We start from the raw sequence: 13,003 nt of genomic DNA on the forward strand, positions 1-13,003 counted from the left end.
CCCCCCCCTCCTCCACGCCCTGATCCATCTTGACTTCCCCTTCACTCACCCTCCCGACCCCGCCCACGCCCCCCGGCCCCCCGCGCCCGCCCCCCCCCCCCCCCCCCCCCCCCCCCCCCCCCCCCCCCGCGGCGGGTTCAGTGGCCGATGTCGGCGGGAACCTTTGTGTCGTCCGGGGTGTTCTGTGTCGACTTGGCGCCGATGAACAGGGCCGAGGCGGCTACGCCGATCAGGAGGATGGCGGCGGGGAGGAGCATGGACTGGCCCAGGGCGGTGCTGAACTTGTCGATGATGAACTCCGGGAGCTTGCCCATGGCGGTGCCGCCGCCCTCGGAGGCGCTCGTGTCGCCGAGGCCCTGGGCCGTCATCCGCGCGGAGACCAGTGCGCTGATCGCGGCGCTGCCCAGCACCGAACCGACCTGACGGGTGGTGTTGTAGACGCCCGCGCCCGCGCCGGCCTGGTGGACCGGCAGGTTGCGGGTGGCGGTGGAGGCCAGCGGCGCCCAGATGCAGGAGTTGGACAGGCCGGCGACCGCGGCGATCACCAGGAACAGCGGGATGGAGCTGTCGGGCTTCATCAGCGCGGCGAAACCGAACACCGAGGCGGCGAACAGGGTGAAGCCGACGGTCGGCAGGATGCGCGGCGGCATCCGGTCGGACACCTTGCCGATGAACGGTGCGGTGAGGCCGGTGACGATCGCCATCGGCGCGAACACCAGCGCCGAGCGGGTCGGCGAGAACTCCCGCACCGCCTCCAGATAGAAGTACGACGGCACCATCAAGGCGGTGATCGCGGCGCCCATCGCCGCGATGGCCACGCTGGACAGCGCGAAGTTGCGGTCGCGGAACAGGCTCAGCGGCACCAGCGGCTCGCCCTTGTTGCGTGCCTGGTTGACCACGAACAGCCCCAGCACCACCAGCCCGGCGATGATCATCGCCCAGATCCAGGCGTTCCAGTCGTGCGCGTTGCCCTCCTGAATGCCGAACACCAGCAGGAACATTCCGGCCGCGCTGAGCACCACGCCCACCACGTCGAACTTGTGCTCCTGCGTATCCAGTGACGGCACCAGCCACACCGCGAGCACGAAGGCGATGATGCCGATCGGCACGTTGATGTAGAAGATCCAGTTCCAGCCCTGCCAGTCGACGAGCACGCCGCCCAGAATCGGGCCGACCAGCGTGGCCAGGCCGGCGACGCCGCCCCACAGGCCCATGGCCGCGCCGCGCTTGTCCGGCGGGAAGGTGCGGGTGATCACGGCCATGGTCTGCGGCGTCATCAGCGCCGCGCCCAGGCCCTGCACCGCGCGCGCCGCGATCAGCATCTCGACGTTGGCGGACACCGCGCACCACAGCGAGGCGGCGGTGAACACGGCCAGGCCGATCAGGTAGATGTTCTTGGGGCCGTAGCGATCGCCGAGCCGGCCCGTCACCAGCAGCGGCACCGCGTAGGCGAGCAGGTAGGCGCTGGTCACCCAGATGACCTTGGTGATATCGGTGTGCAGGTCGGTCATGATCGCCGGGTTGGCCACCGCGACGATGGTCATATCCAACAGGATCATGAAGAACCCGACCACCAGCGCGTACAGCGCCGGCCACGGATTACGTTGAGTGGTCATGGTTTTCGTCCCGTTCCAGGAAGTCGAAGTAGGTAGTTCTCGCGTCAGGCGGTGGTGGCGCCGCCGCCGCGCAACTCGGCCAGCACGTCGTCGGTGACGGCCGCGCCCCAGCCGTGGCCGAGGTGGCCGGTGTCGGCGGGTGCGGCTACCCGCACGCCGTCGGCGGTGAACTCGTCCCAGGTCAGCGCGCCCGACTCGAGGTCGAGGGCGAGGCGGCGCAGCCACGCCAGTTCGGCGTCGAGCTGCCCGCGCAGGTATTCGATCACCATCCAGTAGCGCCGGGGCACCTGGTGGGTGGTGAGCCAGTCGTGCAGTGCGTCGATCTCGGTGACGTCGTTGTCGAGCCAGCCGATGCGTTCGCGGATCAGCGCGATCACCTCGTCCCTGGGCAGGTTGTGTGCCTCGGACATGGCCAGCGGAAAGATCGGGTACTCGCGGAGGGGCCGGCGGATGAGGTCGGCGATCCGGGTACGCAGCGCGGCGGTGCCGGACTCGGCGATCCGGTACGTGGTGCGTTCGGGCCGGTTGCCTGCCCGGTCCGTGCCCTCGGCGTGCACGAGTCCTTGCTCGGCCAGCCGCGCCACCGTGTGATACAGCGAGCCCGGGCGGATCTTGAGCAGATAATCCTCCCGGCGCTGCAGCAATAGTTGATACATCTCGTACGGGTGCATCGGCCGTTCCTCCAGCAGCGCGAGCACCGCCATCGCCAACGGCGTCAGCGTCGCAGCCGGCTGCTTCGTCATCGTGGAACTCCCTCCGTGCGAAATATTCCACGCCGAATATACGGCGCGGAACCCGTACTGAACAAGAGTCCATGACGCCGGTCACAAAGACGCAGACAGATGCGGCGAGTCCACAAACGAACGCCGGGGCCCATATAATAAAGGGGGTTAGAATTATGGCACGGCGGGGCGGGGGGGGCCGGCCCGGGCGGCCGGGGGCGGCGCCGGGGCCCCCCCCCCCCCCCGCCGCCCCCCGGCCCCCCCCCCCCCCCCCCCCCCCCCCCCCCCCGCCCCCCCCCCCCCCCCCCCCCCCCCCCCCCCCCCCCCCCCCCCCCCCGCGGCGGGGCTGACTTACGCGGTCGGGGCGAATGCCTCACCGATGATCTCGGCCTGCTCCACCGCGTGCACCTTGCTCGAACCCGAGGACGGGGCCGACATGGCGCGGCGCGAGATCCGGCGCAGGCGGCCGAACCGCTCGGGCAGGAACTCCGGCAGGTTCAGGCCGAAGAACGGCCAGGCGCCCTGGTTGGCCGGCTCCTCCTGCACCCATGCCAGGTCGGTGGCGTTCGGGTAGGTCGCCAGCTTCTCGTTGAGCCGGTAGGACGGGATCGGGTACAGCTGCTCGATCCGGACGATCGCCACATCGTCCCGGTTCTTCTTGTTCTTCTCCGCGACCAGCTCGTAGTAGAGCTTGCCGGAGGTCAGCAGGATCCGCTTCACCTTGCTGCGGTCGCCGTCGCCGCTCTCGTAGGTCGGCTCCTCGAGCACCGAGCGGAACTTGGCGTCGGTGAAGTCCTCGATGTTGGAGACCACGGCCTTGTTGCGCAGCATCGACTTCGGGGTGAAGACGATCAGCGGGCGCCGGATGCCGTCGAGCACGTGCCGGCGCAGCAGGTGGAAGTAGTTCGACGGCGTGGACGGCACCGCGACCGTCATCGAACCCTCCGCGCACAGCTGCAGGAAGCGCTCGATCCGGCCCGAGGTGTGGTCGGGACCCTGGCCCTCGTGACCGTGCGGCAGCAGCAGCACGACCTCCGACAGCTGACCCCACTTGGCCTCACCGGAGGAGATGAACTCGTCGATGATCGGCTGCGCGCCGTTGACGAAGTCACCGAACTGCGCCTCCCACAGCACGAGTGCGTCCGGGTTGCCCAGCGAGTAGCCGTATTCGAAACCGACAGCGGCGAATTCGCTCAGCGCCGAGTCGTGCACCGCGAACCAGCCCGGGTTGGTGCTGCCGATGTTGTGCAGCGGCGTGTACTCCGCGCCGGACTTGCGGTCGATGACCACCGAGTGCCGCTGGGTAAACGTGCCGCGGCGGGAGTCCTGACCGGTCAGCCGCACCGCCCGGCCCTCGTCGATCAGCGTGCCGAAGGCCAGCAGCTCGGCGAACGCCCAGTCCACCTTGCCCTCGTAGGCCATCTCGCGGCGGCGGTCCAGCACCGGCTTGACGCGCGGGTGCACGCTGAAGCCCTCGGGCACATTGATGAACGCGTCGCCGATGCGCTGCAGCACCGACTTGTCCACGGCCGTGACGACGGTGCCGGGAACGGTCTGCTCCTCCTCGACCGACTCGCTCGGCTCCGGCGTGTACTTCTCCAGCTCCCGGACCTCGTTGAAGACGCGTTCCAACTGACCCTGGTAATCGCGCAGGGCGTCTTCGGCTTCCTTCATCGAGATGTCACCGCGGCCGATCAGCGACTCGGTGTAGGACTTGCGGACACTCCGCTTGGTGTCGATGACGTCGTACATGTACGGCTGGGTCATCGACGGGTCGTCGCCCTCGTTGTGGCCGCGACGCCGGTAGCAGATCAGGTCGATCACGACGTCCTTGTGGAACCGCTCGCGGAAGTCGGTGGCCAGCCGCGCGACCCAGGTGCAGGCCTCGGGGTCGTCGCCGTTCACGTGGAACACCGGCGCGCCGATGAATTTCGCGATGTCCGTGGAGTATTCGGTGGAGCGGCTGTTCTCAGGCGCGGTGGTGAAACCGATCTGGTTGTTCACCACGATGTGCACGGTGCCGCCGACGCGGTAGCCGCGCAGGCCCGACAGGTTCAGCGTCTCGGCGACCACACCCTGCCCCGCGAAGGCCGCGTCACCGTGCAGCATCAGCGGCACGACGGAGAAGGTGCGCGCCTCCTCGCCCTTGGTGACCAGGTCTTCCTTGGTGAGCAGGTCCTGCTTGGCGCGGACCAGGCCCTCCAGCACCGGGTCGACGGCCTCGAGGTGCGACGGGTTGGCGGTCAGCGACACCTCGATGTCGTTGTCGCCGAACATCTGGATGTAGGTGCCGTGCGCGCCGAGGTGGTATTTCACATCGCCCGAGCCGTGCGTGGCGGCCGGGTTCATGTTGCCCTCGAACTCGGTGAAGATCTGCGAGTACGGCTTGCCGACGATGTTGGCCAGGACGTTCAGGCGGCCGCGGTGCGGCATGCCGATCACGACCTCGTCGAGCCCATGCTCGGCGCACTGGTCGATGACGGCGTCCATCATCGGGATGACCGTCTCGGCGCCCTCCAGTGAGAACCGCTTCTGGCCGACGTACTTGGTCTGCAGGAAGGTCTCGAAGGCCTCCGCCGCGTTCAACCGGCTCAGGATGTACTTCTGTTGCGCGACAGTCGGTTTCGCATGCTTCTGCTCGACGCGCTCCTGCAGCCACTGCAACTGCTCGGGGTCGAGGATGTGGGTGTACTCCACGCCGACGTGGCGGCAGTAGGCGTCGCGCAGCAGCGACAGCACGTCGCGCAGCTTCATCCGCTCCTGGCCGTGGAAGCCCGCGACGTTGAATTCGCGGTCCAGGTCCCACAGGGTCAGGCCGTGCTGGGTGACGTCCAGGTCGGGGTGGCTGCGGAACTTGTCCTTGACCAGGCGCAGCGGGTCGGTGTCGGCCATCAGGTGGCCACGGTTGCGGTAGGCGGCGATGAGTTCCTGGACGCGGACGCTCTTGTCGACGCCCCGCTCCTTGAAGTCCTTGCGCCAGCGCACCGGCTCGTAGGGCACGCCCATGCCGTGGAAGATCTCGTCGTAGAACTCGTCGGAGATCGCCAGCTGGTGGATGGTGCGCAGGAAGTCGCCGGATTCCGCGCCCTGGATGATGCGGTGGTCGTAGGTCGAGGTCAGCGTCATCAGTTTGCCGATGCCGATCTCGGCCAGCTGCTGGTCGCTCATGCCCTGGAACTCGGCCGGGTACTCCATCGCGCCCGCGCCGACGATCGCGCCCTGACCCGGCATCAGCCGCGGCACCGAGTGGTTGGTGCCGATGGTGCCCGGGTTGGTCAGCGAGATGGTGACGCCGGAGAAGTCCTCGGCGGTCAGCTTGCCGTCGCGGGCGCGCCGGACGATGTCCTCGTAGGCGGTGTGGAACTGCGCGAAGGTCATCGACTCGCAGTTCTTGATGGCCGCGACGACCAGGGTGCGGTTGCCGTTCTTGCCGGGCAGGTCGATGGCCAGGCCCAGGTTGGTGTGCGCGGGGGTGACCGCGTTCGGCTTCCCGTCGATCTCGGCGAAGTGCCGGTTCATGTTCGGAAAGGCCTTGACCGCCTGCACGATCGCGTAGCCGAGCAGGTGGGTGAAGGAGATCTTGCCGCCGCGGGTGCGGGCCAGGTGGTTGTTGATCACCAGGCGGTTGTCGATCATCAGCTTCGCGGGGATGGCGCGGACGCTGGTCGCGGTCGGGATGGTCAGCGACGACGACATGTTCTTGACGATGGCGGCGGCCGGGCCGCGCAGCACCTTCGACTCGTCGGTGGATTCGGCGGCCTTCGGGGCGCCGGTGGTCGGCGCGGCGTTGGAGGCCGGCGCCGGGGTGGTCTGGGGGGCGCGCGCCTGCGGCGGGGCCGCGGCCGAGGAGGACGCCGCGTTCACCTTCGGGGCGGGCGAGGCGGCGGCGGGCGCCGCGGGAGCCGCGGGGGCGGCAGCCGGAGCCGGTACGGGCGCGGCGGCGGATGCGGGCGCGGCGTTGTTGGTCGGGGCGGCGGGCGTCGGAGAAACGTCAACACCCACCCGACCCGAGCTGTTGGTGTCACCAGTCGACTCCGGTGTGTAGTCGGCCAGGAACTCGTGCCAGCTCTCGTCGACCGACGACGGGTCTTGCTTGTACTTCTGGTACATCTCGTCGACTAGCCACTGGTTCTGTCCGAACTGGGATGTTGAGCTGCTCACAGCAGGTGTTCGCCTCATTTCGTTCTTCGCGCTGCGACGTTTGTGACGTGCTCGGCACGGGTAATCGGCGTGCTACGCGCCGATGCGCCCTTTCTGAGGATAGGCCCAGCCCGGGCGGCGCGCCCCAGGGCGGTCTCCGCGGGTTTCTTCGAGTTGTGCAAATCTTTCGCTTGCGTTCTCGTTCCGCGTGCCGCGAGGCGTCATCCGACTGCCGGACAGAACCAGCCTCATATGTGTGACGACTCGTCCACGGGTGAGAATATTCCTTCGTCGGACCGTGCCGCCGACCACAGCCGGGAATAGATTCCGCCGGCCGCGACGAGTTCGGCGTGGGTGCCGGTTTCGGCGATCCGGCCGCGGTCCACGACGGCGATGCGGTCGGCGCGCGCGGCGGTGGCCAGGCGGTGCGCGACGATCACCGCGGTGCGGCTGTGCGCGGTGCCGGTGCGAGCCAGCGAACGGCCGGCAGCCAGCACTTTCTCCTCGCTGTCCGGGTCGAGCACGGCGGTGGCCTCGTCCAGCAACAGCAGGTCCGGATCGACCAATTCGGCGCGGGCCAGCGCGATCAACTGGCGCTGCCCGGCCGACAAGCCGCGGCCGCCCTCACCGACCGGCTGCCGCATGCCCGCCGGGAGCGTGGCGATCATGTCCAGCGCGCCGACGGCCGCGGCGGCGTGTTCGATGTCCGCGGGGCGGGCGAAAGGTTTCCCGAATGCAATGTTGCTGGCAACGTCGCCGGTGAACAGGTGAGCTTCCTGCGGCACCGTGCCGAGCCGGGACCGGTAGTCGGCGAGGCGGTAGTCGCGGATGTCGGTGCCGTCGACGAGGACGTGGCCGATCGGCTCGCGGGGCAGATCGTAGAGGCGCGCAAGCAGTTTCACGATGGTGGACTTGCCCGCGCCGGTCTCGCCGACCAGGGCGAGGGTGGCGCCTGCGGGGATGTGTAGCGAAACACCGTCCAGTGCGGGCGTTTTCGCGTCCGGGTAGCGGAAGTGGACGTCGGCGAAGCGGACCTCGCCGCGCAATCGGCCGGGAACCGGGGTGGCCTCGGGTGAGTCGGGGGCGATCGAGGACGGAGTGCGCAGCAGCGCCTCGATCCGGTGCAGCCCGACCCGCGCCTGCTGGTAGCCGTCGAACACCTGCGACAACTGCATGACCGGGCTGAACAGCAGGCTCAGATACAGCACGAAGGCCACCAGGGTGCCCGCGGTGGTGGTGCCGTGCGCGACCTCGCGCGCACCTACGTAGACCACCGCCGCCTGCGCCAGGTCGGCCCACGCGATGACGAAGGCGAAGTACAGCGCGATCGCCCGCTGGGCCCGCATCCGGGCGCGGCGGTAGGCGTCGGAGTAGTCGGTGAAGCGCTGGGCCGCGTGCGGTTCGTGCCGGTAGGCCTGCGTGGCCCGCAGTCCGGCGACGTTCTCCTGGAAATCGGCGTTGACCGTCGCCACCCGTTCGCGTGCGGCCGAATAGGCGGCCGAGGACACTCGGCGGAATATCAGCGTCGCGCCGATCAGCGGTGGCAGCGTGGCGAAGACGACCACCGCCAGGCCGGTATCGATCACCAGGAGCGCGACCGCGATGCCGCCGGCGGTGCCGATGCTGATCAGCGCGGTGCCCAGCCCGGTCTGCAGGAACGTCGACAGCGCGTCGATATCGGTGGTCATCCGGGTCATGATGCGGCCCGACAACTCGCGCTCGTAGTAGTCGAGCCCCAGCCGTTGCAGGTGCGCGTAGCTGCGCACCCGTAGGCCGTAGAGCACCCGCTCTCCGCCGCGTGCGGACAGCAGCGTGCCGACCGCCTCGTCCACCCAGCTCAGCAGGACCAGCACCGCCCCGCCGAGCGCCGCGATCGCCAGCACCCGCCCGCTGCCCGCGGCCACCCCGTCGTCGAGCGCGTACCGGGTGAGGGCCGGAAAGGCCACGCCCACAGCGGCATCCGCGCCGAGTAGCACCACCACCGCGCCCAGCAACCACCGCACCGGACGCAGCAGCCGCGCGAGCCGGAAGTCCGGCTCCGGCCGCTCCAGGGCGCGCTCGTCCATGCCGGGCGTCTCGGTGGCGGCGGGCAGGCGGGCGAGGTCGGCGCGGATCTCCGGCGGGACCTCCGCGTCCGCAGAACCGGCCGCGCCCGGTCCCTCGCGGGCGGGAGTTTCTTCGGTGCTGCCCCAGAGGTTGGCGGTGGTGGGGTGGTCCGGGGCGGGGAGGCGGATGATGCGGTCGGCGTGGGCGAGGGTGGATTCGCGGTGTGCCAGGATGATGGTGGTGCGGGCGTGGTCGCGGGGCAGGCCCGCGTAGATGGCGGTTTCGGTGACGGCGTCGACGGCGGAGGTGGCGTCGTCGAGGACGAGGATGCGCGGGTCGGCGAGCAGGACGCGGGCCAGGGCCAGCCGCTGGCGCTGGCCGCCCGACAGGGTGAGGCCGCGCTCGCCGACCATGGTGTCGTAGCCGTCGGGCAGTTCGCCGATGAACTTGTCGGCGGCGGCCAGTTCCGCGGCGCGCCGGATTTCCTCGGCCGTGGCATCGGGTCGGCCCAGGGCGATATTGGCGGCCACGGTGTCGGAGAACAAGAACGGTTCGTCGAACACGACACCCACCGCCGCCCGCAGATCCGCCGCCCGCAGATCGGCGATATCGACCTCGCGGACGGGCTGCGCGCCGGACTCGCCGCGCAGCAGGATGTGACCGGATTCGGGGGCGAACAGGCGGGGGAGTAGCAGGGCCAGGGTGGACTTGCCGGAACCGGCGGGGCCGATGATCGCCACCGTCTCACCGGGGCGCACCGACAGGTCGAAGTCGCGGAGCACCGGCCGGTCCGGATCGAATCCGAAAGTGACCGAGCGCATCTCGACGCCGAGCGGCCCCGGCGGCAGCGGGCGCGGAGCGGGGGGATCGGTCTCGGCGGGGGCGGCGTCGATCACCTCGTAGACGCGTTCGGCCGCGGCGCGGGTCAGCTGCGCCATGACGATCACGTTCGACACGATGCGGGTGCTGGAGGCGAGCATGGTCACGTAGGCGGCGAAGGCGAGGAATGTGCCCACCCCGATCTCGTCGCGCAGCGCGAGCGTGCCGCCCAGCGCGATCACCACGACCATGCCGACCTGCGGAATCGCGGCGATGGTCGGGGCGAAGCGGGAGTCGATGCGGGCCGCCCGCATGCGTTCGGCGTACAGCCGCCGGCCGTGGCCCTCCAGCAGCTGCACCATCCGGGACTCCTGTCCGAAGCCCTTCACCACACGCACCCCGGTCACGGTCTCCTCGACGTGCTGGGCGAGATCGGCGGCGCGCTGCTGCGCCGACCACGTCGCCGCGTGCAGCAGCGGCCGCGTCCGGTACACCACCAGGCCGAGCGCCGGAACCGTCAGCAGCGCGACCGCCGCCAGCAGCGGTGACAGCGCCAGCATCACCGTGGCGGCCAGCACGAAGATGAGCAGCGAGGCCGCCGACAGCGGAGCCATCGCCAGCAGTCCCTGCACCAGTTGCAGATCGGTGATCGACCGCGACACCACCTGCCCGGTGCGCAGGCGGTCCTGACCGGGTCCGTCGTAGCGGTGCAGCGCCGTGAGCAGCTGCACCCGCAGGGCGTGCTGCACGTTCAACGCGAGCTGCCCGGCCAGCCAGCGCCGCCCGTACGCCGTGGCGAACCGGGCCGCCGCCAGCAGCACCAGCACCAGCGCGATCACGCCGATCGCGTGCAGATCCCCGGCCCGCGCCCGATCCAGCGCCTGCTTGGCCGCCAGGGGCGCCGCCGTCTCCGCCACCGCCCCGACCACGATCGCGGCGATCACGCCCGACAGCAGCCGCGGATGCGCGCGGCACGCAGCCCACAACCGGCGTATCCAGCCGGGTCGGCCCCGTGTGTTCGTGTCGGCGTCTGTCATGTCGAGTCGACGTTACCGACGCCGACCGACACCTCCGTATTCCGCGCTGTGGCGGAGAGGCGGGGCAGGCTCAGAGCTCGCGGGTGCGCAGGTACCACCAGGCCGCGGCGCCCGCCCCGGCCGCCCAGAGGGCCAAGATCACCAGGCCGGCCGCGCTCGGCGGGAGGAAGGGGCTCTCGGGAAACGAGCCGACCGCCACCGTGCCGATGGTCGCCGAACCCGGCAGCAGCACCGCGAGGCCCGGAATACCGACGCCCTTCAGCACCACCCACAGCAGCGGCTCGACGACGATCAGCCAACCGGCGAGCACGGCCACCGCCGGAACCACCGCGCGCAGCAGCAGTCCGAGGGCTGCGCCGAGCACGCCCCAGCAGATCGCCGCGAGCAGGCCGCCGCCGAACACCTCCGCCAGCCGCGCCCCGAACTCGGCCTTGTCGCGTCCGAACGCCAGCAGCCCGAGTGCCGCACCGACCTCCGCGGCCAGCGCCAACAGCAGCGAATACCCCGCGGCCACAGCGATTTTCGCGCCGAACAGCAGATCGCGGTCGGGCGTGAACAGCGCGGTCAGCGACATACCGCGGTGCCGGTACTCGCCGCCGGACGCGATCGCCGCGGACACCGCCGCCGCTCCGAGCGCGACGATCACACCCAGATAGACGCCGATGGTCACGGTCCCCGTCGCCAGTTCTTGCTTCTCCTGCGGGCCGCTGCCCATGATCGCCGTGACGGCGGTGGCGACGAAACCGACTGCGCCGCAGAGCGCGAGCAGCGTCCAGTTCGCCCGCAGGGTGCCGATCTTGCGGATCTCGGCGGTCGCGGCCCGGCTCACGTCCGGGGGCAGGGTCAGGATCATCGTGACATCCCGTAGGGCATCGCAGGGGCGGGCGGAACGACGGTGGAACCGCGGGTGAGCGCCGCGAGCACCCGATCCGGGTGCACGGGTTCGGCGATCAGCTCGGTCAGCTGCACCCGGGCGCTCGTCGCGGCGGCCTCGATCTCGGTCCGGGACGCCTCCGCGACGGCCAACCGGCCGTCCGAACGCATCACCGTATCGGTGAAGCCCTGCGCGGCCAGCGTCGTGGCCAGCGCGATCGGACTCGACGCGCCGACCACCAGCCGATCGGGGTGACTGCGCCGCAACCGGCGCGGACTGCCCTGATACACCACCGCGCCGTCGCCGAGCACGATCAACTGGTCGGCCACCGGCACCACGGCGGCCAGGCTCTGTGAGGTCAGCAGGGTGGTGCCGCCACGGCGGGCATGCCCGCGCAGATAGTCCGACAGCCAGCCGCGTTCGGCCGCGTCGAGCCCGGCCAGCGGATCGTCCAGCACCAGCAGCGCCGGGTCGCCCAGCAGCGCGATCGCCAGCGCCAGCCGGGTCTGCACCCCGACCGGCAGCGCCCGCACCCGCTCCTCGGCCACCGACTCCAGGCTGGTGAGCGCCAGCAGCGCGTCGACCTGCTCGTCGGAAACCCCTGCGGCGCCGGCGAATACGCGCAACTGGCCGCGCACCGACCGGGCCGGATGCAGCCCGCGCGGCTGCAACATCGCACCGACCGGCCGGGCCCACCGCTGTGCTCCCGACCCCGGCCCGCCGATCGCGGCGGTGCCCGAGGTCGGCGGCAGCAGCCCCAGCAGCATCCGCGTGATCGTGGACTTACCCGAACCCGGCGGTCCCACCAGTGCCGCGGTGCTCCCCGACGGCACGGTGAAACTCACCTCCCGCACCGCGTTCAGGCCCTCGAACCGCTTGCTCAGCCCCGTCGCCGCGAAGGCCAGTGGTCGCGGCGCGCTCATTGCTGACCGGTGGCGTCGTTGCCCAGTGCGGGCAGCGGATCGGCGTCGATGACCACCGGTCCGGGCCACGTCACCGGGGCGGGGCCGAATGCCTTGCGGGCGTTGGCAATCGTGCTCTTGCCGAGCGCGCGGTTACCGAAACCGCCTACGGCGGCGCCGATTCCGGCGGGCAGCACCTTGCCGAACATGAGCGCGCTGCGCTTGGCGATGAACTGCACCACGAACCGCTTCATCAGCGAATCGTTCATATTGCGGACGCCCGGAATCTGGTTGGCCAGCAACGTTCCCCAGTTCTTCGCCGAATGGCCGACGCTCTTCTCGACGATCTCCATCCCGCTCTCGCCGAGCACCACCGCCAGCACCAGCGCGCGGCGGCGCTCCTTGTCCTCGGGCGCGATGCCGTGCACCGCCGCCACCGCGAGGGTGAACACCGCCGACGCCTCCAGGAAGAACGTCGTCTCCGCGCTCATCGCCGCGAGCGAGGCGATCGTGCCGACGCCCGGTATGGCGGCCGTGGCGCCGACCGCGGTGCCGCTGCTCGTCACCGTCGTCAGATAGATCCGCTCCAGGCGCTGGATGATCTGCTCCGGGCTCTCACCCGGATGCGAGCGCCGGAACCGGTCGACGTACTTGGCGACCGCGGGGGCCTGTAATTGCGCCCCGTTGTCGAGCAGTGCCTGCACCGCCTTCTCCGCACCGCCCTTGAACATCTTTTTCGCTCCTGTATTTTTGGCGCCGCCTTCGGCGTCGCGGGTTTTCGGCGCCCTTGGTCTCGGTTTTCGGGTGCCGCTGCTGGCTCCTTCGTCGCTTTGCAGCGGCACCCGAA

The 13,003-nt window shown here is 70.3% G+C and carries 7 protein-coding genes; all 7 read right to left on the reverse strand.

Features of this window, described 5'->3' with window-relative positions; translation table 11 throughout:
* Positions 1 to 137: 137 nt before the first annotated feature.
* The 7 genes from QH470_RS09970 to QH470_RS10000 all read right to left on the reverse strand — a co-directional run bounded on the left by QH470_RS09970 (position 138) and on the right by QH470_RS10000 (position 12,887).
* Positions 138 to 1,616, reverse strand: coding sequence for a DHA2 family efflux MFS transporter permease subunit (locus tag QH470_RS09970; RefSeq protein ID WP_280272010.1), 1,479 nt, complete (start codon positions 1,614 to 1,616; stop codon positions 138 to 140).
* A gap of 44 nt (positions 1,617 to 1,660) precedes the next feature.
* Positions 1,661 to 2,359 carry a PadR family transcriptional regulator gene (locus QH470_RS09975; RefSeq protein WP_280272011.1) on the reverse strand — a complete coding sequence of 233 codons (699 nt, stop codon included), beginning with the start codon at positions 2,357 to 2,359 and terminating at the stop codon, positions 1,661 to 1,663.
* A gap of 330 nt (positions 2,360 to 2,689) precedes the next feature.
* The gene (locus tag QH470_RS09980) at positions 2,690 to 6,517 is read right to left on the reverse strand and encodes a multifunctional oxoglutarate decarboxylase/oxoglutarate dehydrogenase thiamine pyrophosphate-binding subunit/dihydrolipoyllysine-residue succinyltransferase subunit (protein WP_280272012.1); all 3,828 of its coding nucleotides are present in this window, start codon (positions 6,515 to 6,517) and stop codon (positions 2,690 to 2,692) included.
* 209 nt (positions 6,518 to 6,726) lie between these two features.
* Positions 6,727 to 10,380: an ABC transporter ATP-binding protein gene (locus QH470_RS09985; protein ID WP_280272013.1), complete on the reverse strand. Its 3,654-nt coding sequence runs from the start codon at positions 10,378 to 10,380 to the stop codon at positions 6,727 to 6,729.
* Between the two features lie 70 nt (positions 10,381 to 10,450).
* On the reverse strand, positions 10,451 to 11,233 hold the full coding sequence (locus QH470_RS09990; protein WP_280272014.1) for an ABC transporter permease: 783 nt from the start codon (positions 11,231 to 11,233) through the stop codon (positions 10,451 to 10,453).
* Positions 11,230 to 12,177, reverse strand: a complete 948-nt coding sequence (locus tag QH470_RS09995; protein WP_280272015.1) for an ABC transporter ATP-binding protein — start codon at positions 12,175 to 12,177, stop codon at positions 11,230 to 11,232. Before QH470_RS09995 ends, QH470_RS09990 begins: the two co-directional genes overlap by 4 nt.
* Positions 12,174 to 12,887, reverse strand: coding sequence for a hypothetical protein (locus tag QH470_RS10000; RefSeq protein ID WP_280272016.1), 714 nt, complete (start codon positions 12,885 to 12,887; stop codon positions 12,174 to 12,176). The genes QH470_RS09995 and QH470_RS10000 overlap by 4 nt, the downstream gene beginning before the upstream one ends.
* Positions 12,888 to 13,003: the final 116 nt, after the last annotated feature.

The sequence above is a fragment of the Nocardia wallacei genome (assembly GCF_029868745.1).
Lineage (GTDB): Bacteria > Actinomycetota > Actinomycetes > Mycobacteriales > Mycobacteriaceae > Nocardia > Nocardia wallacei_B.